Origin of the sequence: Kosakonia sp. MH5, from assembly GCF_009935945.1 — a bacterium.
Lineage (GTDB): Bacteria > Pseudomonadota > Gammaproteobacteria > Enterobacterales > Enterobacteriaceae > Kosakonia > Kosakonia radicincitans.
Map to the genome: position 1 here is coordinate 503,788 of NZ_QODH01000001.1, position 22,221 is coordinate 526,008.

The following is a 22,221-nucleotide window of genomic DNA, read 5'->3' on the forward strand; positions in this document are numbered from 1 at the left end:
GCGTCCGAAATTACAAATAAGGTTTACTGAGAACATGGTAGATAAACGCGAATCCTATACAAAAGAAGATCTTCTTGCCTCTGGTCGCGGCGAACTGTTTGGCGCAAAAGGCCCGCAATTGCCGGCACCCAATATGTTGATGATGGACCGTGTGGTCAAAATGACCGAGACCGGCGGTAACTTTAATAAAGGCTATGTCGAAGCTGAGCTGGATATCAATCCGGACCTGTGGTTCTTTGGCTGCCATTTCATCGGCGATCCAGTGATGCCTGGCTGTCTTGGTCTGGATGCCATGTGGCAGCTGGTTGGTTTTTACCTCGGCTGGCTTGGCGGCGAAGGTAAAGGCCGTGCGCTGGGCGTCGGTGAAGTGAAATTTACTGGTCAGGTTCTGCCGACAGCAAAAACCGTTACTTACCGTATCCACTTCAAACGCGTTGTTAACCGTCGTTTGATCATGGGTCTGGCCGATGGTGAAGTTCTGGTCGATGGTCGCGTGATCTACACTGCTTCCGACCTGAAAGTGGGCCTGTTCCAGGACACCTCCACTTTCTGATAGCGAATTCTCATCCGCTATAAAGGCGAAACCTCCGCATTGCGGAGGTTTCTTTTTAAAGAGACAGAATCAGGCGATAACGGCCCTGTCTTCCATGGCCTCTCGCCAGCCTCCCAGCCATTCGGACCTTTGATTCAGGGTTTGGTACGGACACATTTCTTTCGGGCGTCCGGTAATACCAGCCTGATAACCACGTTGATGTGCCCGTTCCAGGCGATCTCGTTTTTGTCTCTTCATGCCTCGTTTCCCTCATTCTTTGATCTGGTGGAAAAGAAAACAGTGGTCACTTAATGTGCAGCCACAGGTAACGAATACCTTGAATAGGCGTTGTCGTCAATGCGCAAAATTCACGCCAGTGTCATAAATGTGAGCTACACAGAAATTCATTTGTACAAAAAATGTGAGCCAGCACAACTAATGTACGGAGCATACTGATAAAAAAAACCGTCACGGTTTTTAGCCATGACGGTTCATTTTTGATTAAATTTTCTTATGGCAGACGATTTAGCTGTGCGGCTATGCTCGCCGCCTCCTGCTGCCAGCCCTGAGCCAACATTTTCACCATTTCATCATACCCATCTTGCTGCTGCTTGAGCTCAATATGGAACGGTCGCTTAATCAGTTGCCCCTGGTGTTTGAGCAACCACTCGCCGCTGACAATAATGCGACCATCATAACGCCCGTGGAAACCGGTCACCGTAACATTCAGCGTGTCCTGCTCACTGCCCAGCGGCTGCGATGCCACAACCCAACCCGGCAACTGATTGCTCAGGTTAGCGACCAGCGTATTGCGCAGTTGCTGGTCAAGCGGGCTGGCCCACAGATTGTTATTCGCAATAACATATTGCACATCCGTGGTTTGATACACTACACCATTACCCGCCAGGTAATCCGGCACTGAAACCTGCTCAACCCATAACTGACGATTGCCCTGGCTCTGCACGGTGCTGGCCTGCACTGCCGTTTGTGGCGGCGACGGTAACTGGTAATAACTTTTATTGTCACCGCTGCTGCTACATGCCGTCAGCAACAGCGCCACAATTATTAGCGCGCTCTTTTTCATTGTTTCGCCCTCTTCGGCTGCGGATCGTCTTTCCCTTTCGCTTCGAATACCAGCGCATTGCTCTTGTCGTTGAGTGTTTTCAGCACCGGTTGCAATTCCCGCAGTACCTGATCCAGGCGCTGCATATCCGCCACCATCTTGTTATAGGCAGCAGAGCCAGGCTGGAAGCCCTGCATGCTGCGATTCAGTTCACGCAGCGTGGACTGCATATCCGCCGGAAGTTGCTGCATCGACTGGCTGGACGTCAGCTTGTTGAGATTATCCAGCGTCGTTTGCAGACGTTTGAGCGTCTGCTGACTTTCAGCAAGCGTTGACGTCGCCTGCTGGATCATCGGATTCAACGGCAGATTGTTGATCTTATCCAGCGTATCCATCAGACGCTGCTGGATCTGCGCCAGCCCGCCGCTCACGGTTGGAATGATCGGGTAACCAGCAAACTCTCGCATGCCACTTACGGCAGGTACGTTGTTATAGAAGTCGAGGTCGACATACAGCGCACCAGTAATAATATTCCCGGTCTTCAACGAAGCGCGCAGGCCGCGTTTGAGCAGTTCATTCAGACGCGCGCTCACATCGGGATCTTCGCCCAGTTCATTAATCAACCGCCCAGGTTCAATACGGACCAGCACAGGAATGCGGTAATCATCATTCAGCGCCTGACGCATACCGGTAGTGAAGAATGGCACCCGGCTTACCGTGCCCAGACGAATGCCACGGAATTCAACCGGCGCGCCAGGTTGCAGGCCGCGAATCGAGTCTTTGAAGAACATCAGGTAGTCGATGTGATCGGTATAGAGCGACTCCTGAATGCTGCGCTGATCGTCATACAGCGTGAAAGCTGTATTCTCCGCCACCGGCTGGCCCAGATCCACGCCTTCCGGCACGTCAAAACTGACGCCGCCGCCGAACAGCGTAGCCAGCGAGCCCATCTCCACACGCATTCCGGCGGAGGTCAAATCAACGGCAATACCGCTGTCTTTCCAGAAACGCACATTGCTGGTCACCAGCCGATCGTTCGGCGCATTGATAAACAACTGATAACTCATCGTGCGTTTTTGCGTATCGAACGTGCTGGTCTCAACCGAACCGACGCGATAACCACGGAACAATACTGGATCGCCGGGACTCAGTTGCCCGGCTTTGCTGCTGTCGAGGATCACACGAATGCCTTTGGCGTCAGGCGGCGCCAGAGGCGGGGAATCGAGCAAGTTATAACGATCCGGCGCGCTGCCTTTTGCACCCGGTTGCAGCTCGATATAGGCACCCGAAAGCAGCGTGCCCAGACCGCTAATCCCTTCACGGCCCACCTGCGGTTTCACAACCCAGAAAACAGAATCATCATGCAGCAGCTTTTCCATACCGGAGTTAAGCCGCGCCTTGATTTCCACATGAGTTAAATCGTCAGTCAGCGTCATGCTTTCCACCACGCCGACATCAACGCTGCGACTCTTGATGGTGGTCTTACCGCCGACAATTCCCTCGGCATTAGTGGTGATCAGTGTCACCTCCGGCCCCTGGTGGCTGTAATGATAAAAGAGGATCCATGCGCCAATCAGCGCCGTAACAATCGGGAAAATCCACACCGGCGACCAGTTTCTCACCTTTTGCACGTTGGCTTCCCCACTCTTATTCTCCATGCTCTAACGACTCCTCATGGTGCGTTTGTGGCTCACGATCCCAGCTCAAGCGCGGATCGAAAGTCATTGCCGCAAACATCGTGATAATAACGACCAGCGCAAACATCAGCGCACCCATCGCAGGATAAATATTCATCAGCCCGCCCATCCGCACCAGCGCGGAGAGTACGGCAATCACAAACACGTCAATCATTGACCAGCGCCCGACAAACTCCACCACTTCATAAATAAAATGCATCCGCTCGCAGTCTCGTCGGCCATGGCCTTTTGCATCAATACAGAGCCAGGCAATGCCTATCATTTTCAGCGTCGGCACCATAATACTGGCGATAAAAATCACCAGCGCCACCGGGTAAGAACCCTCACTCCATAGCAAAATCACCCCGGCGAGAATGGTCGATGGCATGCGATCGCCCAGTAGATCGGTCACCATGATCGGCAAAATATTGGCAGGCAGATAGAGCATCATCGCAGTCATCAACAGCGCCAGCGTCCACTGGATACTATTGCGCCGCCGGGCGTGTCCACGCGTGTGGCAGCGCGGGCACACGGGTTGATCGATCGCGACAATCGCCGTACAGCACGGGCAGGAACGCAGCCCCTGACGGATCCCCGGCACACCGACGCGCAATGCCTGTTGCGGCTGCGGCGCGGGCGCAATGTCATCCCACAACCAGTGACGATCAACGCACTGGAAAGCGCGCAATTGCAACAGACAGAACAGACACCAGGGAATAAAACTGCTGCCAATGCCAATATCACCATAGGCCATCAGCTTGACAAAACTCACCAGCACGCCTGCGAGGAAGATCTCCGCCATTCCCCAACTTTTTAGCTGGAATAACACCCGCGCCAGATTAACGCGCAGACGGAACTCCATCGGCACACGATTCACCAACAGCAGGATAGTCACCAGGCAGAATGCCGGAACCAGTTGTACGAACAGCAGGAAGAAAGTGCCAAGGCTGGCGTAATCTTCAGAAAAGAGCACGCCGGGAATTTCCAGCAGTGTGACCTCGCTGGCGACACCGGCGACCTGCATATTAACGAAAGGAAAAAGGTTGGCGAGCAACAACATGAACAATGCCACAATGGCATAAGCCGTGGGACGCTGCCGGGGCGCGTCCCATTCGGTTGTCAGTGTCGTGCCACAGCGCGGACAAGTCGCTTTATGACCATGCTGCAACAGCGGCAGCGCCACCAGCATGTCACATTGCGAACAAAGAATGTGCCGTGTGGCGTGGTGGTGTTCACACATACTGACTCCCTTTATGCGCCGTTTTTCAAAGCCTCCAGGTACTCCCAGCGTTCAAACGCCTCTTCCAGCGCCTGTTCCGCCGCAGCCATGTCAGCCAGGACTTTTTGCGTATGATCGTGCGGCTGGCTAAAGAAGCTGGCATCGGCGACCTGAGCCTGCAAATCACTCAGTTCCGCTTCCAGTTGTTCCAGCTTTTGCGGCAATTGTTCCAGTTCTCGTTGCAGGTTATAGCTTAGTTTGTTACTACCGCGTTTGACAGTTCCTGCTTTGGTTACTGGAACTTCCACCGTTTTCTTCGCCGCCGCCTGTTTAAAGGCCTGTGAAGCCGCTTGCTGACCGCGGGCATCGTGGTAACCGCCCACATACTGTCCAATCCGGCCTTCGCCTTCGAAAATCCAGCATTCGGTCACTGTATTATCCACAAACTGACGATCGTGGCTCACCAACAGAACGGTGCCCTGATAGCTATCAATCAGCTCTTCCAGCAGCTCCAGCGTTTCCACATCCAGGTCGTTGGTCGGTTCATCGAGAATCAACAGATTGCTGGGTTTCAGGAACAAACGCGCCAGTAACAGACGGTTGCGTTCCCCGCCGGAGAGCGCGCGTACCGGCGTCATCGCCCGTTTCGGATGGAACAAGAAGTCCTGCAAATATCCCAGAATATGGCGCGGCTTACCGTTTACCAGCACTTCCTGCTTGCCTTCAGCCAGGTTGTCCATCACCGTTTTATCCGGATCAAGTTCGGCGCGGTGCTGATCGAAGTACGCCACTTCCAGCTTGGTACCCACATGCACGCGGCCACTGTCAGCTTTCAGTTGATCCAGCATCAGCTTCAGCAAGGTGGTTTTACCGCAGCCGTTCGGACCAATCAGCGCAATTTTATCGCCGCGCTGTACCTGCGTGGAGAAGTCGCGCACCAGCACTTTGCCCTCCACGCCATAATTAACGTTTTCCATCTCAAAGACGATTTTGCCGGAGCGAGATGCCTCTTCGACTTGCATCTTCGCGCTACCCATCACTTCACGGCGTTCACTGCGCTCGCGACGCATCGCTTTCAGCGCACGGACGCGGCCTTCGTTACGGGTACGGCGCGCTTTAATCCCCTGACGGATCCACACTTCTTCCTGCGCCAGTTTGCGGTCGAACTCGGCGTTTTGCAGCTCTTCAACGCGAAGGTTCTCTTCTTTCTCCAGCAGGTAAGTATCGTAATCACCAGGATAGGTAACCAGCTTGCCGCGATCGAGATCGACAATGCGCGTCGCCATATTGCGGATAAACGAACGGTCGTGCGAGATAAAGATAATGGTGCCGCTAAAGGTTTTCAGGAAACCTTCCAGCCAGTCGATCGCTTCAATATCCAGGTGGTTCGTCGGTTCGTCCAGCAGCAGTACTTTAGGCCCGCTGACCAGCGCACGGCCCAGCGCCGCTTTACGCAACCAGCCACCGGATAACGCCGACAGCTCCATATCCGGCTCCAGACCGAGTTGCCCCAGCACCTCATTGATACGATCTTCCAACTGCCACAGGCCGTGGTGATCCAGCATCTCCTGCACTTTCGCCAGTTCATTGAGATTTTTATCACTCGGATCGGTCATCACCAGATGGGAGATTTCGTGATAACGCTTCAGATACTCAGCCTGTTCAGAAATACCTTCCGCAACGAAATCATAGACGCTACCGGTGACATTGCGCGGCGGGTCCTGCTGTAGGCGTGAAACGATCAGATCCTGTTCGTAAACAATGCGACCATCATCCAGGCCCTGTTCACGGTTGAGGATCTTCATCAACGTCGATTTACCTGCGCCGTTACGGCCGACCAGACAGACGCGTTCATTTTCTTCGATATGCAGTTCAGCATTATCGAGGAGCGGCGCATCGCTGAACGACAGCCACGCGCCATGCATACTGATTAATGACATTTATTTATCCTTTCAGGCTGCGGTAATCAGCCAGCAGTTGTGGATTTGACGGTTGCGGGCAAAATCCTGCGACTGCGTTTTTTGAGTAATTTCTTGTGCCTGCAGACCCAGTTTCGCCAGCCCGTCGAGATCCATACGGAAACCGCGTTTGTTATTGGAAAACATAATGGTGCCGCCTTTGCGCAGCAGGCGTTTCAGATCCTGCATCAGACGCATATGATCGCGCTGCACATCAAAAGAGTCTTCCATACGTTTGGAGTTGGAGAAGGTCGGCGGATCGATAAAGATCAGATCGAACTGCTCATCGGTCTCACGCAGCCAGCTCAGACAATCGGCCTGAATCAGGCGATGAGCGCGGCCGCTCAGGCCGTTAAGGCGCAGGTTGCGCTCGGCCCACTCCAGATAAGTACGCGACATATCCACCGTAGTGGTGGAACGCGCGCCGCCCAGACCGGCATGCACGCTGGCGCTGCCGGTGTAGGAGAAGAGATTGAGGAAGTCTTTACCTTTGCTCATCTGCCCCAGCATACGGCGGGCAATACGGTGGTCAAGGAACAGGCCGGTATCCAGATAGTCCGTCAGGTTGACCCACAGGCGGGCGTTGTATTCGCTCACCTCCATAAAGTCGCCCTTCTCGTTCATTTTCTGATACTGATTGGTGCCCTTTTGCCGCTCGCGGGTTTTCAGCACCAGCTTGTTCGGGGCGATACCCAGCACCTGGATGGTGGCGGCGATAATATCAAACAGGCGCTGGCGCGCTTTTTGCGCATCGATGGTTTTCGGCGCGGCATACTCCTGCACCACCACCCACTCGGCGTAGCGATCGACCGCCACGTTGTAATCCGGCAGATCGGCATCGTACAGGCGATAGCATTCAATGCCCTCCTGGCGCGCCCATTTCTCCAGTTTCTTAACGTTCTTGCGAAGGCGGTTGGCATAGTCTTCCGCCATCGCTGGCGCTTTTGCTTCGCCGGTATTTTCGGCCAGATGGTAATTTTTCTGTACGCAATCCAGCGGGCCGTTCTTGGCTTTGAACTGGCGCTCAGCACGCAGTTGCAGGCAGTTAAGCAAATCGACAGAGGCGCTGAACAGCGACAGATGCCAGCCGCCAAACTGCGCTTTCAGCAGGCGACCCAGCAGGCTATGCAGCGCGATCAGTGCCGGCTCGCTCTCCAGACGTTCACCGTACGGCGGGTTACTGATCACAGTACCGTACGGGCCTTTCGGCAACGGGTTGCTGAGCTGGGCGACATCTTTTACTTCGAAGGTCACCAACTCGCCAATCCCGGCGCGGCGGGCGTTGCTGCGGGCACGCTCAATAACACGCGCATCGTTGTCGGAGCCGTAAAAGTGAGATTCATAACCCGCCAGCCCCTGGCGCGCGCGCGTTTGCGCTTCTGCTTTTACCTCTTTCCACAGCGCTTCATCATGCTGCGCCCAGCCGCCAAAACCCCAGTGACCGCGATGCAGACCCGGTGCGCGATCGGTTGCCGCCATGGCAGCTTCGATCAGCAGCGTGCCGGAACCGCACATAGGATCGAGCAGCGGTGTGCCCGGCTGCCAGCCGGAGCGCATCACAATGGCTGCTGCCAGGTTCTCTTTGATCGGCGCAATACCGGTACGATCGCGGTAGCCGCGCAGGTGCAGGCCTTCGCCGCTCAGATCGAGGGAGATATTCGCTGTCTCCTGATTCAGCCAGACGTTAATACGCAGATCCGGCAGTTCACGCTCAACGTTTGGACGCGGCAGATTTTTGCGGGTAAAGCTATCGACGATGGCGTCTTTCACTTTCAGCGCGCCGTACTGGCTGTTGCGAATCTCATCATTCAGACCGCTAAAGTGCACAGCAAACGTCGCGCCAGGATTGAAAATCTCTGTCCAGTTGATCGCCTGCACACCGAGATAAAGGTCAAGATCGCTATAAACCTTGCACTCTCCGAGCGGCAGCATAATGCGCGAAGCCAGGCGACTCCACATCAGGCTCTGGTACAGAAGCCGCGTGTCACCTTCAAAATGGACACCACCCTGAACCACGCGGCACTCCTGCGCGCCGAGTTTTTCCAGTTCAGTTTTTAACAGCTCTTCCAGCCCGCGGGCCGTACTGGCAAACAGAGAAATCATAATGTCACTTATACTCAACGAAAATTGTTGCGCATTATAGCTAATCTGGCGGTCATGTCATAAAGTTGAGGGCTTATTTTCGACTTACAGGGGGCAAGACGTGCCTACGATTTCGCGTCTCTTTATCCATCCGGTGAAATCCATGCGCGGTATTGGGCTGACGCATGCGCTTGCCGATGCCAGCGGCTTTGCTTTTGACCGTATTTTTATGGTCACTCAGCCCGATGGCACTTTTATTACCGCGCGTCAGTATCCGCAGATGGTACGCTTTACACCCTCGCCATTAACCGATGGCCTGCATCTGACCGCACCGGACGGCAGTGGCGCGATAATTCGTTTTACCGATTTTGCGCCTGATGGCGCGCCAACGGAAGTGTGGGACAACCATTTTACCGCGCTAATCGCGCCGGATGAGATTAATCGCTGGCTCAGCGGCTTTTTCGCCCGTGAAGTGCAATTGCGCTGGGTCGGCCCGGAATTAACCCGCCGTGTTAAGCGTTATGAAGATGTACCGCTCTCCTTTGCTGACGGTTTCCCTTATTTATTGACCAACGAAGCTTCGCTGCGTGATTTGCAAAACCGCTGCCCGGCCAGCGTGAAGATGGAGCAGTTTCGCCCCAACCTGGTGGTAACTGGCGCGCAAGCGTGGGAAGAGGATAGCTGGAAAGTCGTGCGTATCGGCGATGTGGTGTTTGATGTTGTTAAACCGTGTAGCCGTTGCGTATTTACCACCGTCAGCCCGGAGCGTGGGCAAAAACATCCGACCGGCGAACCGTTATCCACGCTGCAAGGTTTTCGTACTGCGCAGGATAACGGCGAAGTCGATTTTGGGCAGAACCTGATTGCGCGCAACAGTGGCGTCATCCGCGTGGGCGACGACGTGGCCGTGCTGGCGACCGCACCAGCAAAAATTTATGGCGCTGGCGCCGTGGCAGAAGCGCTGGAACCGGAAGTTCAGGCAGCCGGAACAGTAGAGATTAGCTGGCAGGGGCAAACATTTATTGGCAACAATCAGCAGGTGCTGCTGGAGCAACTGGAAAATCAGGGGATCCGCGTACCCTATTCCTGCCGGGCGGGCATATGCGGCTGTTGCCAGATCAAGCTGATTGAAGGTGAAGTGAGTGCGATGAAAAAATCGGCCATCAGGCAGGGCGGTGCCATCCTCTGTTGCAGTTGTATTCCGAAAACGGCACTGCGACTGGAGGCTTAAACCGCCTGTTCGAAACGGAGACTCTCGGCGTGAAGCTGGGGTTTCAGGCGATCGTTCATCACCTTAATCGCATCACCCAGTTGCATCGTGCGCCCGGCAATCACCACGCCGGGTTGCGCCAGCAGGCACAGTGCAGCATTTTCGCCCGGCTCAACCACCAGCAGGTTTACGCACTCCTGAGTGTCGCTCAGCCAGACACAGGCACCTTCACCGGTCGCCGGCGACCAGAGCGTATCGTGCGTCATAAAGTGCCAGCTTTTCGGCATTTGCGGTTTCAGGAAGCGAATCGCCACGAGCGCGTTAAGTACCAGTTCCGCACGCTGCTCATTAGAGAGATCAAGGTTGCGGCATTTTTCCTCAAACGAGAAATATAAAGCAGCGTCATCAACACAAAAACCGGAAGGTGAAAACGCATCCGGCGTCAGCATTTTTCGGGCAAAACGGGAGCGAAATAACATGCCATTGGCTAAATCGAGCATCATACGATCGTGCTCGTCATCAAAATACCAGCGCCAATTATCATCAGGTTTAATTCGCATTGTTCTCTCCCCTCCCCTTAAACTTCCTGTCGCTTTTTTATCCTGTCGCCGTCTCGCTTATTGCTCTAATAATAAAAGACCACAATGTACAAATTAGCAACAATGAGGGAATATAAAACAACCAGGGCCGGAAATAAAGCCCTGGATACATACTGACAAAAAAAGATTAGATATGGGTGACGATTTCTTTAATCAGCGGCGGGCCTTTAAAAATAAAGCCGGAATAAATTTGCACGATAGACGCACCCGCAGCGATCTTCTCACGGGCAGCAATCACTGAGTCAATACCGCCGACGCCGATAATTGGCAAACGACCATTTAATTCCTGCGACAGGCGACGGATTATTTCCGTGCTTTTTGATTGCAGCGGGCGTCCACTTAAACCACCGGTTTCATCACAGTGTTTCATTCCCTGCACCAGCGATCTTTCCAGCGTGGTATTGGTAGCAATAACACCATCAATATTGTGGCGAACTAAACTGTCGGCCACCTGGATCAATTCTTCTTCAGAAAGATCGGGCGCGATCTTCACCGCCACCGGAACATATTTATGGTGGATATTTTGCAGATCGTTCTGCTTATTTTTAATCGCCGTTAAAAGATCATCCAGCGCTTCGCCATATTGCAGCGTGCGTAAACCTGGGGTATTCGGTGAGGAAATATTAATGGCGATATAACCGGCATAGGCATAGACTTTTTCCATGCAAATCAGATAGTCATCTTTCCCCTGCTCTACCGGCGTGTCTTTATTTTTACCGATATTAATGCCCAGTACGCCGTCAAAATGCGATTTTTTGACGTTCTCGACCAGGTTATCCACGCCAAGATTATTAAACCCCATGCGGTTGATCAGACCTTCAGCATCCACCAGACGGAAGATCCTCGGCTTGTCATTTCCCGGCTGCGGGCGAGGCGTAACGGTACCGATCTCAATGGAGCCAAAACCCATTGCCCCCAGTGCATCGATGCATTCACCGTTTTTATCCAGCCCGGCCGCCAATCCCAGCGGGTTCTTAAACGTCAGTCCCATGCACTGCACAGGTTTTTCCGGCACGCGCTGACGAACCAGTGCCTCAAAAGGCGTTCCGGTAATACGGCGCAACTGCTGGAAGGTCAATTCATGGGCGCGCTCTGGATCGAGCTGAAAAAGGGCTTTACGAACGAAAGGGTAGTACATGAACTCTCCTGAATTCCCGGGTGCAAACCGGGGGCGTATTATCAGTGAAAGTGTCGCGAAAGGGAATTGACCTGTGGCAAAAAAAGCGCATCCGACGCAATCGTTTTCTCTCCTCGTTTTGCTTTATGCATTTTTCAGCAATTTTTCTTCGAATAAATCATTTAGTGGAATAAATCGCCTCTGCCACACTGGAGGAAATTGTTATGAATGTTATCTAAAAGCAAACAATTGGTTATAAGGAGCGATTATGCGAGTTGTCACCCTGGCGGGAAGCCCACGCTTCCCCTCCCGCTCCAGCGCGCTGCTGGAATATGCCCGCGAGCGCCTCAACGCGCAAGACGTCGAAGTGTGCCACTGGCACCTGCAAAACTTCGCGCCGGAAGATCTCATTTATGCACGTTTCGATAGCCCTGCCCTGCAAACCTTTATTGAACAACTAAAAGAAGCAGACGGACTAATTGTTGCCACGCCTGTTTACAAAGCAGCTTATGCCGGAGCGCTGAAAGCCCTGCTTGATCTGCTCCCTGAGCGGGCGCTGGAAGGCAAAGTCGTATTACCGTTAGCGACCGGCGGCACCGTGGCGCACATGCTGGCGGTGGATTACGCCCTGAAACCGGTGCTCAGCGCGCTGAAGGCGCAAGAGATCCTGCACGGCGTGTTTGCCGACGATACCCAGGTGCTGGATTACCAGCACAAACCCAGCCTGACGCCGAACCTGCAAATGCGCCTTGATAACGCGCTGGAAACTTTCTGGCAGGCGCTGCACCGCCGGGAGATTCAGGCACCGGATTTTCACCGCCCACAAGGAATTGCTCATGTTTAATCGTTTCCCCTGGCTGGCGCTGGCCGGGCTGCTGTCGTTTTCCGCTTTATCGCAGGCCGCAGATCCCGCACCGGACGCGCTGCGTATTGGCTACCAAAAAGGCAGCGTCAGTATGGTGCTGGCAAAAAGCCATGGGCTGCTGGAAAAACGCTACCCGAACACCAAAATTTCCTGGGTCGAATTTCCGGCAGGTCCGCAGATGCTGGAAGCGCTTAATGTCGGCAGTATTGATCTTGGCAGCACCGGCGATATTCCCCCCATCTTTGCGCAGGCAGCAGGCGCGGATCTGGTGTATGTCGGGGTAGAGCCGCCGAAACCGAAAGCCGAAGTGATTCTGGTGGCGGAAAACAGCCCAATCAAGACGGTGGCCAATCTGAAAGGACATAAAGTGGCGTTCCAGAAAGGCTCCAGCTCCCATAACTTGCTGCTGCGCGCCCTGCAACAGGCCGGGCTGAAGTTCAGTGATATTCAACCGGTGTTTCTGACGCCTGCCGATGCACGCGCTGCTTTCCAGCAAGGGAATGTGGATGCATGGGCAATCTGGGATCCTTACTACTCTGCGGCCTTGTTGCAGGGTGGCGTACGGGTACTGAAAGACGGCACCACACTCAAACAGACCGGTTCCTTCTATTTAGCCGCTCGCCCGTATGCAGAAAAGAACGGTGAATTCCTGCAGGGTGTGCTGGATACCTTTAGCGAAGCCGATGCCTTAACTATCAGCCACCGCGACGAAAGCGTGGCGCTGCTGGCAAAAACCATGGGGCTGCCGCCTGCGGTGATTTCCACCTATTTCGATCATCGCCCGCCAACCAAAATCGCACCAGTTAATGAAGCCACTGCAGCGTTGCAGCAACAAACCGCCGATCTCTTTTATGACAACCACCTGGTGCCGAAGAAGGTCGATATCCGTACCCGTATCTGGCAGCCGACCAAAGAAGGAGCGAAATCATGAGCCTGAATCTGTTCTGGTTTTTACCGACGCACGGCGACGGCCACTATCTTGGCACCGACGAGGGCTCACGCCCGGTGGATCATAACTATTTGCAGCAAATCGCGAAGGCTGCCGACCGGCTGGGTTTTAGCGGTGTGTTAATTCCTACTGGCCGTTCGTGCGAAGATGCGTGGCTGGTGGCCGCCTCGCTGATTCCGGTCACTCAGCGCTTAAAATTTCTGGTCGCGTTGCGTCCAAGCGTGGTCTCGCCGACCGTCGCGGCGCGTCAGGCGGCAACGCTGGACAGGCTCTCTAACGGCCGTGCACTGTTTAACCTGGTCACCGGCAGCGATCCGCAGGAATTGGCCGGTGATGGCGTCTTTCTCGATCACAACGAACGCTATGAAGTCTCCTCCGAATTCACCCATGTCTGGCGCCGCCTGCTGGAGGGTGACACGGTGGATTACGAAGGCAAACATATTCATGTTCGCGGGGCGAAGCTCTTTTTCCCACCGGTGCAGCAGCCGCGTCCGCCGCTCTATTTCGGCGGCTCCTCGGATGTGGCGCAGGATCTGGCTGCGGAACAGGTCGATCTCTATCTCACCTGGGGTGAACCGCCGGAGCGGGTGAAAGAGAAGATTGCCCAAGTGCGCGCCAAAGCCGCAGCCCATGGCCGTAAGGTGCGGTTTGGTATTCGCCTGCATGTCATCGTTCGTGAAACCACTGCCGAAGCCTGGCAGGCAGCGGATCGCCTGATTTCTCATCTTGATGAAGAGACCATCGCCAAAGCGCAGTCTGCTTTTGCGCGTCAGGATTCCGTCGGCCAGCAACGCATGGTGGCGCTACACGGCGGTAAGCGCGATCAACTGGAGATCAGCCCTAACCTGTGGGCGGGCGTCGGTCTGGTACGCGGCGGCGCAGGAACAGCGTTGGTCGGCGATGGCCCGACGGTCGCCGCGCGGATTAATGAATACGCCGCGCTGGGGATCGACAGTTTTATCCTTTCCGGCTATCCGCATCTGGAAGAGGCATACCGGGTGGGCGAACTGCTGTTCCCGCATCTCGATGTCGCCATTCCAGAGATCCCGCAGCCACAGCCATTGAAATTGCAGGGCGAAACGGTGGCAAATGAGTTCATTCCCCGCAAAGTGGCGCAAAGCTGAGGTTTCTATGGCTCGACAAAACAGATGGTTACTGCGTATCGCTCCGTGGCTGCTGCCCGCCGGGATTGTGGTGGTCTGGCAAATCGCCTCCTCTACCGGCTGGTTATCCACACGCATCCTGCCTTCACCGGAAGGCGTCGTAAAAGCGTTCTGGACGCTGAGCGCCAGCGGCGAGTTGTGGCAGCATCTGGCCATCAGTTCGTGGCGGGCGGTGATTGGCTTCTCCATCGGCGGTTCGATTGGATTGACGCTCGGGCTTATCAGCGGCCTGTCGCGTTGGGGAGAACGCCTGCTGGATACGTCCATTCAGATGCTGCGTAATGTGCCGCATCTGGCGCTGATCCCGCTGGTGATTTTATGGTTCGGTATCGACGAGAGCGCCAAAATATTCCTCGTGGCCCTCGGTACGCTATTCCCCATCTATATCAACACCTGGCATGGCATCCGCAATATTGACCAGGGTCTGCTGGAGATGGCACGCAGCTACGGCCTTTCGGGTTTCAGCCTTTTCATCCATGTGATTCTGCCCGGCGCGCTACCGTCAATAATGGTGGGTGTACGTTTTGCACTCGGTTTGATGTGGCTGACATTAATTGTGGCGGAAACCATTTCAGCCAACGCCGGGATCGGTTACCTGGCGATGAACGCCCGCGAGTTCCTGCAAACCGATGTCGTGGTGGTCGCCATTATTCTCTATGCCCTGCTTGGCAAACTGGCAGATGTCAGCGCACAACTGCTGGAGCGCCTGTGGCTGCGCTGGCATCCCGCTTACCACACCAAAGAGGTCACCGCATGAATACTGCCCGACTGAATCAGGGGATCCCGTTGTTACTCAACGGCGTCAGCAAACGTTACGGCAACAACCTGGTGCTGAATGCGCTGGATTTGCATATCGCCGCCGGGCAGTTTATTGCGGTGGTGGGACGCAGCGGTGGCGGGAAAAGCACTCTGTTGCGCCTGCTGGCCGGTCTGGAATCGCCGAACGGCGGAGCGTTGCTGGCAGGCAATACACCGCTTGCAGAAATTCAGCATGACACGCGCATGATGTTTCAGGATGCGCGTCTGCTGCCATGGAAATCGGTGATTGATAATGTCGGGCTGGGGCTGAAAGGCCGCTGGCGCGAAGCAGCACAACAAGCGTTACAGTCAGTGGGGCTGGAACAACGGGCCAGTGAGTGGCCTGCCGCCCTTTCGGGCGGGCAAAAACAGCGAGTCGCGCTGGCTCGCGCGCTGGTGCATCAACCGGGATTGTTATTGTTGGATGAACCGTTAGGCGCACTGGATGCCTTAACCCGGCTGGAGATGCAGGCGCTGATCACTGAATTGTGGCAAAGCTATGGTTTTACCGTGGTGCTGGTGACGCACGATGTCAGTGAAGCGGTGGCGATGGCGGATCGCGTGTTATTGATAGAGGAAGGGAAAATCGGCCTCGATTTGACCATCGATCTGCCGCGCCCGCGCCGCTTGGGTTCGGTAAGGCTGGCAGAACTGGAAGAAGAGGTACTGAACCGGGTGATGAAACGCGGCGAGTCGGAACAGAGTGCATTGCCCCGGACTCGCCACGCTTAACCCGCTTTTTGCCCGATGGCGCGATGCTTATCGGACTTACGAAATGGGCAGGCAGAAAGCCTGCCACGCTGAATAGCGGCCGGATGACGGCTGCGTCTTATCCAACAGATAGAGGCCCGGTAAGCGCTGGGCCACCGGGCCATACAGCATCACGCCAGCGCTTTGCTGACTTTCTCAAACAGATCGCCGGAGAGATTCGGCAGCGCTTTCAGCTGTTCCAGTGCCGTACGCATTAGCGCCTGACGTTTGCTGTCATAACGTTTCAGGCGGATCAGCGGCTCAATCAAACGCGATGCCACTTGCGGGTTGCGGCTGTTCAGCTCGGTTAACATTTCCACCAGGAACTGATAGCCGCTACCATCCTGCGCGTGGAACGCCGCCGGGTTGCTGCCAGCAAAGGCGCCGATCAGCGAGCGAATGCGGTTCGGGTTGCTCAGAGAGAACGAACGGTGTTTCAGCAGGCTGCGTACTGTTTCCAGCACGTTATCCGCCGGGCTTGTCGCCTGCAGGATGAACCATTTATCCATCACCAGACCATCCTGATGCCACTTGTCATCGTACTCCTGCATCAGCGCATCGCGGCACGGAAGCTGCGCGGCAACCGCAGCGGAAAGCGCGGCCAGCGCATCCGTCATATTGTCCGCATCGTGGTACTGCTGGCTGACCAGTTTGTCGGCCAGCTGCGCATCGCCGAACGCCAGATAGCGCAGCGCGGTGTTACGCAGGGAGCGCTTGCCGATATCGGCATGTTCAACCTGGTAGTGGTCGAGTTTGTGAGCGTGATAAATCGCCAGGAACTCATCGGCCAGCTCTGTCGCCAGCGTGCGGGTTAACGCTTCGCGAACGGCGGCAATTGCCAGCGGATCGATGATGTCAAACAGTTCGGCAATTTCGTTCGCCGATGGCAGCGTAAGGATCTCTGCGGCCAGCGCCGGATCGATCTGCTCATCAAGCAAAATGGCGCGGAACGCGTCGGCAACATGCAGCGGCAGCGACAGCGCCTGGCCTTGCTGATGGCGCGCAACATTCAGTTTGATGTGCGTAGCCAGCAGGCTTTGCGCCGCGTCCCAACGCGAGAAATCGTTGCTGGCATGACGCATCAGGAAGGTTAACTGCTGATCGCTCCATTTATATTCCAGTTTCACCGGCGCGGAAAACTCACGCAGCAGCGAGGGTACCGGCTGGAAGTAGACATTGTCGAAAATAAAGGTCTGCTCGGCCTGAGTGACATTCAGCACATGATGAACCGGGTGGCCATCTTTCTGCAGCGGGATCACCTTGCCTTCGTTATCGTACAGTTCGATATCGAACGGAATGTGCAGCGGCTGTTTCTCCTGCTGCTCGGCCGTTGGCGGTGTGCGCTGGCTGATGGTCAGCGTGTACTGCTCGGTATTCGGGTTGTAATCGTCAGACACCGTTACAATCGGCGTACCGGCCTGGCTGTACCAACGGCGGAAATGCGACAGATCGACATTCGACGCATCTTCCATCGCCTGCACGAAGTCGTCACAGGTCGCTGCGCTGCCGTCATGACGTTCAAAGTAGAGCTGCATCCCTTTCTGGAAATTCGCTTCGCCAAGCAGCGTGTGCATCATGCGGATCACTTCCGCACCCTTTTCATACACCGTCAGGGTATAGAAGTTATTCATCTCGATAACTTTGTCCGGACGGATCGGGTGCGCCATCGGGCTGGCGTCTTCGGCGAATTGCAGGCCGCGCATGGTACGAACGTTGTTAATGCGGTTAACCGCGCGGGAACCCAGATCGGAGCTGAACTCCTGGTCGCGGAAGACTGTCAGCCCCTCTTTCAGGCTGAGCTGGAACCAGTCCCGGCAGGTCACGCGGTTACCGGTCCAGTTGTGAAAATACTCGTGGCCGATAACGCGCTCAATATCGAGATAATCTTTATCCGTAGCGGTATCGGTGCGGGCAAGAACATATTTAGAGTTGAAGATATTCAGCCCTTTATTCTCCATCGCCCCCATATTAAAGAAGTCGACAGCGACGATCATATAGATGTCGAGATCGTATTCCAGACCGAAACGCTGCTCATCCCACTTCATCGAGTTTTTCAGCGAGGTCATCGCCCACGGCGCGCGATCGAGGTTGCCGCGATCGACATACAGCTCCAGCGCGACTTCACGCCCGGAGCGGGTAGTAAAGGTATCGCGCAGGACGTCAAAATCACCGGCCACCAGCGCAAACAGATAGCACGGTTTCGGGAACGGATCCTGCCACTGTACCCAGTGACGGCCATTCTCCAGCTCGCCCTGCGCAACGCGGTTGCCGTTCGACAGCAGGAACGGGTAGCGGGATTTATCGGCGATCAGTTTGGTGGTAAAGCGGGCCAGCACGTCCGGGCGATCGAGATACCAGGTAATATGGCGGAAACCTTCGGCTTCACACTGCGTACACAGCGCTTCGCCGGACTGATAAAGCCCTTCCAGCGCGGTATTCGCCGCAGGGCTGATCTCATTCACAATGCGCAGAGTAAAGCGTTCCGGCAGGCCATCGAGAACCAGCCGGGAGCCTTCTTCTTTATAGTTGGTCCAGGGTTCATCATTAACATGCACTGAAATCAGTTTCAGCTCGCCGCCATCAAGGTGCAGCGGCGTCGCAGAGGCGCTATGGCGTGACACGGTACTTAATGCGGTAACGACGGTTTTTGCGGCATCAAGATCAAAGGTCAAGTCAATATCGCTAATCAGGTAATCCGGCGCACGGTAATCGTGGCGGTATTTGGCTTGTGGCTGTTGTGTCATAAAAAACCTTTAGCATCTTCTGTTTGGTTACGACTCCAGTCTATTCCGGTTGCCCAAATCGCGCCATGTAGAATGTTCATCTTTTCAGAGGGAAAAGCTCTGCTTGCTACATTTTTATAACAAGAGGCACAAAATGCCATCGACCCTTTCAGCACGATATGGTGTGATCAGGGTTCAATAACCTGGTAAACAAGGTATACTCCAGCGACGACCTGCTTTGTTTATTGTACTAAACGCTCCTGTAAGAGGATGCTACTGCGCACCATGACTCAACTCGCTTTCCCTGGTCTGCAAACGCTGCTGGATACCGACGCCTATAAGCTGCATATGCAGCAAGCGGTGTTCCATCATTATTATGACGTGCACGTCACGGCTGAATTCCGCTGCCGCGGCGACGATCTGCTGGGTATCTACGCCGATGCTATCCGCGAACAAGTTGATGCGATGCAGCATCTGCGCTTGCAGGATGACGAGTACCAGTGGCTCTCCGGCCTCCCCTTCTTCAAAACCGATTACCTCAACTGGCTGCGGGAGTTCCGTTACGATCCGCAACAAGTGACGATCAATAATGACAACGGCAAGCTGCATATCCGCCTTTCCGGGCCGTGGCGTGAAGTCATTATGTGGGAAGTTCCGCTGCTGGCGGTGATCAGTGAAGTGGTTCACCGCTGCCGCTCGCCGCAGGCTGGCGTGCAGCAGGCTCTGCTGCACCTGGAAGAAAAACTGGCTGATTTTGCTGTTCGCTCAGAACAGTTGGATATGTCCGGTTTCCGGCTGATGGATTTCGGCACCCGCCGTCGCTTCTCCCGCGATGTGCAGCAAGCGATTGTGGAACGTCTGCAACAGGAACCGTGGTTTATTGGCACCAGTAATTACGATCTGGCGCGTCGCCTGTCGCTGACGCCGATGGGTACACAGGCACATGAATGGTTCCAGGCGCACCAGCAAATCAGCCCGGATCTGGCTACCAGCCAGCGCGCGGCATTAGCTGCATGGCTGGAGGAGTATCCCAATCAGTTAGGGATTGCGCTGACCGACTGCATTACCATGGATGCGTTTTTACGCGACTTCGGTGCGGAATTCGCCACGCGTTACCAGGGCCTGCGTCATGATTCAGGCGATCCGGTCGAATGGGGCGAAAAAGCCATTGCTCATTATGAAAAACTCGGCATCGATCCGCTGTCGAAGACGCTAATCTTCTCCGATAACCTCGATTTGACGAAAGCACTCGACCTCTATCGTCACTTTGCCTCCCGCGTTAAACTCGGTTTTGGTATCGGGACGCGTCTCACCTGCGATATTCCGGGCGTGAAGCCGCTCAATATTGTTATCAAGCTGGTGGAGTGCAATGGAAAACCGGTGGCGAAATTATCTGACAGCCCCGGCAAAACCATCTGCCACGATAAAGCCTTCGTCCGCGCGCTGCGCGAAGCCTTCGACCTGCCGCAAGTCAGAAAGGCCAGCTAATCACAAGGGAGCCGACGGCTCCCTTCTTTATTTCCGATAATTTATTAATGCTTCCTTGCTAATTCTGCTTGTCTGATGGCGCACGCCAGGTAACATAGAAAACCCCGTCTTTTTGGGCGGACAAAGTGTTTATTTTTTCCGACTATTAATAGAGAGAATATTATGAGCGTTGTGCCTGTAGCCGACGTATTCCATGGCCGCGTTGCCGTTGACAGTGAAGTCACCGTGCGCGGATGGGTACGCACCCGCCGAGATTCTAAAGCTGGTATCTCCTTCCTCGCCGTTTATGACGGCTCCTGCTTTAATCCTGTACAGGCCGTTATTAATAATTCTCTGCCCAATTACAATCAGGACGTTTTGCGTCTGACCACCGGTTGCTCAGTGATCGTCACCGGTAAAGTGGTTGCATCTCCGGGGGAAGGTCAGAGTCTGGAAATTCAGGCCACCTCTGTTGAAGTGACCGGCTGGGTTGAAGATCCGGATACCTATCCGATGGCGGCAAAACGCCACAGCATTGAGTATCTGCGTGAAGTTGCGCACCTGCGTCCGCGCACCAACCTGATTGGCGCGGTGGCCCGCGTTCGCCATACGCTGGCGCAGGCGCTGCATCGTTTCTTCGACGAGCAGGGCTTTTTCTGGGTCTCCTCACCGCTGATTACCGCATCGGATACCGAAGGTGCCGGCGAAATGTTCCGCGTCTCCACGCTGGACATGGAAAACCTGCCGCGTACCGCAGAAGGCAAAGTCGATTTTGATAAGGACTTTTTCGGCAAAGAAGCTTTCCTGACCGTTTCTGGCCAGTTGAACGCTGAAACTTATGCCTGCGCCCTGTCAAAAGTGTATACCTTCGGCCCAACCTTCCGCGCTGAAAACTCCAACACCAGCCGCCACCTGGCAGAGTTCTGGATGCTGGAACCGGAAATGGCATTCGCCGACCTCGACGATAACGCCCGTCTGGCAGAAGCCATGCTGAAATATGCCTTCAAAGCGGTGCTGGAAGAGCGTCTCGACGATCTGAAGTTCTTCGAGGAGCGCGTCGATAAAGACGCAATTGGTCGTCTTGAGCGTTTCATCGCAGCGGATTTCGCGCAGGTGGACTACACCGACGCCGTCGCTATTCTTGAAAAATGCGGCGAGAAATTCGAGAACCCGGTTTACTGGGGCGTTGACCTGGCCTCCGAGCATGAACGCTATCTGGCAGAGAAACACTTTAAAGCGCCGGTGGTGGTGAAAAACTACCCGAAAGATATTAAAGCATTCTATATGCGCCTGAACGATGACGGTAAAACCGTTGCCGCGATGGACGTGCTGGCGCCGGGCATCGGTGAAATCATCGGTGGTTCGCAGCGTGAGGAGCGTCTTGATGTGCTGGATGCGCGTATGGCCGAAATGGGTCTGAATAAAGAAGACTACTGGTGGTATCGCGATCTGCGTCGTTACGGCACGGTTCCGCACTCTGGTTTCGGTCTTGGCTTCGAGCGTCTGATCGCCTATGTCACTGGTGTACAGAACGTTCGTGACGTGATTCCGTTCCCGCGCACGCCGCGCAGCGCGACATTCTGATAAACATAAAAAGCCAGCTTCAACGCTGGCTTTTTCTTATCCTTTTCCTGTCAACTTTCGTTAACAACTTTTCGACATCCTCGTCGGCAATCCTACCCCCCTTACCTTTCTTTGCACATTTTTACGCCTGAAATAAGTCTGAACAAAAAACGACCGGCGGAGTTATTGCGGGATATGTCTGGCTGTTAATTAGCACATTTGGACAAAAAACACACAGCTATCCGGATGGCTAAACTCTGTCATAAGAAAAAGCAAGGTGAGAATGGTTCCGGACCAGGAAAAGCTATTATCTCAATTAAATATAAGTAATTCATATAAATAGGAATGGGAGTGTCGTTTTTATCAGCGGTTGGTGCTGAACTTTGAGATGGTTCACAAAGTTCCCTTAAATTCATACTTTTTTACACAATATTTCTTTTTGTTACCGCTTTAAGACATTTGTAGCACTTTCAGGCTAGCGAAACGA

At 54.5% G+C, this 22,221-nt stretch carries 18 protein-coding genes; 9 read left to right on the forward strand and 9 right to left on the reverse strand.

Features of this window, described 5'->3' with window-relative positions; all coding sequences use genetic code 11:
- Positions 1-34: 34 nt before the first annotated feature.
- Positions 35-553: a bifunctional 3-hydroxydecanoyl-ACP dehydratase/trans-2-decenoyl-ACP isomerase gene (gene fabA, locus DK872_RS02460; protein WP_007374180.1), complete on the forward strand. Its 519-nt coding sequence runs from the start codon at positions 35-37 to the stop codon at positions 551-553.
- 69 nt (positions 554-622) lie between these two features.
- On the opposite strand, the gene rmf is transcribed toward fabA, so the two are convergent.
- From rmf to rlmKL, 6 genes are all read right to left on the reverse strand, one after another.
- A complete protein-coding gene (gene rmf, locus DK872_RS02465; protein ID WP_017456222.1) occupies positions 623-790 on the reverse strand; it encodes a ribosome modulation factor in 168 nt (55 codons plus the stop codon).
- 253 nt (positions 791-1,043) lie between these two features.
- A complete protein-coding gene (pqiC, locus tag DK872_RS02470; RefSeq protein ID WP_161517999.1) occupies positions 1,044-1,616 on the reverse strand; it encodes a membrane integrity-associated transporter subunit PqiC in 573 nt (190 codons plus the stop codon).
- The gene (gene pqiB, locus DK872_RS02475) at positions 1,613-3,253 is read right to left on the reverse strand and encodes an intermembrane transport protein PqiB (protein ID WP_161518000.1); all 1,641 of its coding nucleotides are present in this window, start codon (positions 3,251-3,253) and stop codon (positions 1,613-1,615) included. The genes pqiC and pqiB overlap by 4 nt, the downstream gene beginning before the upstream one ends.
- Positions 3,243-4,511, reverse strand: a complete 1,269-nt coding sequence (gene pqiA / locus DK872_RS02480; protein WP_035943243.1) for a membrane integrity-associated transporter subunit PqiA — start codon at positions 4,509-4,511, stop codon at positions 3,243-3,245. Before pqiA ends, pqiB begins: the two co-directional genes overlap by 11 nt.
- An 11-nt stretch (positions 4,512-4,522) precedes the next feature.
- Positions 4,523-6,430 carry an ABC transporter ATP-binding protein gene (locus DK872_RS02485; RefSeq protein ID WP_007374176.1) on the reverse strand — a complete coding sequence of 636 codons (1,908 nt, stop codon included), beginning with the start codon at positions 6,428-6,430 and terminating at the stop codon, positions 4,523-4,525.
- A 12-nt stretch (positions 6,431-6,442) separates the two neighbouring features.
- Positions 6,443-8,551, reverse strand: a complete 2,109-nt coding sequence (gene rlmKL / locus DK872_RS02490) for a bifunctional 23S rRNA (guanine(2069)-N(7))-methyltransferase RlmK/23S rRNA (guanine(2445)-N(2))-methyltransferase RlmL (protein WP_107146254.1) — start codon at positions 8,549-8,551, stop codon at positions 6,443-6,445.
- Positions 8,552-8,651: 100 nt separating this feature from the next.
- Between rlmKL and DK872_RS02495 the strand changes: the two genes are divergently transcribed.
- A complete protein-coding gene (locus DK872_RS02495) occupies positions 8,652-9,761 on the forward strand; it encodes a YcbX family protein (RefSeq protein WP_161518001.1) in 1,110 nt (369 codons plus the stop codon).
- Here the strand turns inward: DK872_RS02495 and zapC are convergent.
- Positions 9,758-10,300, reverse strand: a complete 543-nt coding sequence (zapC, locus tag DK872_RS02500; RefSeq protein WP_007374173.1) for a cell division protein ZapC — start codon at positions 10,298-10,300, stop codon at positions 9,758-9,760. The two genes, DK872_RS02495 and zapC, sit on opposite strands and share 4 nt — an antisense overlap.
- Before the next feature lie 166 nt (positions 10,301-10,466).
- The gene (gene pyrD / locus DK872_RS02505; RefSeq protein WP_161518002.1) at positions 10,467-11,477 is read right to left on the reverse strand and encodes a quinone-dependent dihydroorotate dehydrogenase; all 1,011 of its coding nucleotides are present in this window, start codon (positions 11,475-11,477) and stop codon (positions 10,467-10,469) included.
- Positions 11,478-11,724: 247 nt separating this feature from the next.
- Here pyrD and ssuE point away from each other — a divergent pair, with 247 nt between their 5' ends.
- The 5 genes from ssuE to ssuB are packed head-to-tail and all read left to right on the forward strand — an operon-like array spanning position 11,725 to position 15,963.
- Positions 11,725-12,300 carry an NADPH-dependent FMN reductase gene (gene ssuE, locus DK872_RS02510; protein WP_007374170.1) on the forward strand — a complete coding sequence of 192 codons (576 nt, stop codon included), beginning with the start codon at positions 11,725-11,727 and terminating at the stop codon, positions 12,298-12,300.
- A complete protein-coding gene (locus tag DK872_RS02515) occupies positions 12,293-13,252 on the forward strand; it encodes a sulfonate ABC transporter substrate-binding protein (RefSeq protein WP_035885847.1) in 960 nt (319 codons plus the stop codon). The genes ssuE and DK872_RS02515 overlap by 8 nt, the downstream gene beginning before the upstream one ends.
- The gene (gene ssuD, locus DK872_RS02520; RefSeq protein ID WP_161518003.1) at positions 13,249-14,394 is read left to right on the forward strand and encodes an FMNH2-dependent alkanesulfonate monooxygenase; all 1,146 of its coding nucleotides are present in this window, start codon (positions 13,249-13,251) and stop codon (positions 14,392-14,394) included. The genes DK872_RS02515 and ssuD overlap by 4 nt, the downstream gene beginning before the upstream one ends.
- 7 nt (positions 14,395-14,401) lie before the next feature.
- Entirely contained in the window at positions 14,402-15,190 is a 789-nt protein-coding gene (gene ssuC / locus DK872_RS02525; RefSeq protein ID WP_149288946.1) for an aliphatic sulfonate ABC transporter permease SsuC, read from the forward strand.
- The gene (ssuB, locus tag DK872_RS02530; protein ID WP_071920571.1) at positions 15,187-15,963 is read left to right on the forward strand and encodes an aliphatic sulfonates ABC transporter ATP-binding protein; all 777 of its coding nucleotides are present in this window, start codon (positions 15,187-15,189) and stop codon (positions 15,961-15,963) included. The genes ssuC and ssuB overlap by 4 nt, the downstream gene beginning before the upstream one ends.
- A gap of 149 nt (positions 15,964-16,112) precedes the next feature.
- On the opposite strand, the gene pepN is transcribed toward ssuB, so the two are convergent.
- Positions 16,113-18,725, reverse strand: a complete 2,613-nt coding sequence (gene pepN / locus DK872_RS02535) for an aminopeptidase N (protein ID WP_071920570.1) — start codon at positions 18,723-18,725, stop codon at positions 16,113-16,115.
- A 264-nt stretch (positions 18,726-18,989) separates the two neighbouring features.
- On the opposite strand from pepN, the gene pncB reads away from it, so the two are divergent.
- Together pncB and asnS are read left to right on the forward strand one after the other, a co-directional pair.
- Positions 18,990-20,192: a nicotinate phosphoribosyltransferase gene (gene pncB / locus DK872_RS02540; RefSeq protein WP_035885849.1), complete on the forward strand. Its 1,203-nt coding sequence runs from the start codon at positions 18,990-18,992 to the stop codon at positions 20,190-20,192.
- Positions 20,193-20,354: 162 nt separating this feature from the next.
- Complete coding sequence (gene asnS, locus DK872_RS02545) at positions 20,355-21,755, forward strand: asparagine--tRNA ligase (RefSeq protein ID WP_064567473.1); 1,401 nt, start codon at positions 20,355-20,357, stop codon at positions 21,753-21,755.
- Positions 21,756-22,221: the final 466 nt, after the last annotated feature.

Bases quoted from the DNA above. Each gene is read 5' to 3' on its own strand.
- pyrD (WP_161518002.1), bottom strand. From the start codon at position 11,477: ATGTACTACCCTTTCGTTCGTAAAGCCCTTTTTCAGCTCGATCCAGAG.
- ssuE (WP_007374170.1), top strand. From the start codon at position 11,725: ATGCGAGTTGTCACCCTGGCGGGAAGCCCACGCTTCCCCTCCCGCTCC.
- ssuC (WP_149288946.1), top strand. From the start codon at position 14,402: ATGGCTCGACAAAACAGATGGTTACTGCGTATCGCTCCGTGGCTGCTG.
- pepN (WP_071920570.1), bottom strand. From the start codon at position 18,725: ATGACACAACAGCCACAAGCCAAATACCGCCACGATTACCGTGCGCCG.
- asnS (WP_064567473.1), top strand. From the start codon at position 20,355: ATGAGCGTTGTGCCTGTAGCCGACGTATTCCATGGCCGCGTTGCCGTT.
- rlmKL (WP_107146254.1), bottom strand. From the start codon at position 8,551: ATGATTTCTCTGTTTGCCAGTACGGCCCGCGGGCTGGAAGAGCTGTTA.
- pqiC (WP_161517999.1), bottom strand. From the start codon at position 1,616: ATGAAAAAGAGCGCGCTAATAATTGTGGCGCTGTTGCTGACGGCATGT.
- ssuB (WP_071920571.1), top strand. From the start codon at position 15,187: ATGAATACTGCCCGACTGAATCAGGGGATCCCGTTGTTACTCAACGGC.
- ssuD (WP_161518003.1), top strand. From the start codon at position 13,249: ATGAGCCTGAATCTGTTCTGGTTTTTACCGACGCACGGCGACGGCCAC.
- zapC (WP_007374173.1), bottom strand. From the start codon at position 10,300: ATGCGAATTAAACCTGATGATAATTGGCGCTGGTATTTTGATGACGAG.
- pqiA (WP_035943243.1), bottom strand. From the start codon at position 4,511: ATGTGTGAACACCACCACGCCACACGGCACATTCTTTGTTCGCAATGT.
- fabA (WP_007374180.1), top strand. From the start codon at position 35: ATGGTAGATAAACGCGAATCCTATACAAAAGAAGATCTTCTTGCCTCT.
- DK872_RS02515 (WP_035885847.1), top strand. From the start codon at position 12,293: ATGTTTAATCGTTTCCCCTGGCTGGCGCTGGCCGGGCTGCTGTCGTTT.
- DK872_RS02485 (WP_007374176.1), bottom strand. From the start codon at position 6,430: ATGTCATTAATCAGTATGCATGGCGCGTGGCTGTCGTTCAGCGATGCG.
- pqiB (WP_161518000.1), bottom strand. From the start codon at position 3,253: ATGGAGAATAAGAGTGGGGAAGCCAACGTGCAAAAGGTGAGAAACTGG.
- pncB (WP_035885849.1), top strand. From the start codon at position 18,990: ATGACTCAACTCGCTTTCCCTGGTCTGCAAACGCTGCTGGATACCGAC.
- rmf (WP_017456222.1), bottom strand. From the start codon at position 790: ATGAAGAGACAAAAACGAGATCGCCTGGAACGGGCACATCAACGTGGT.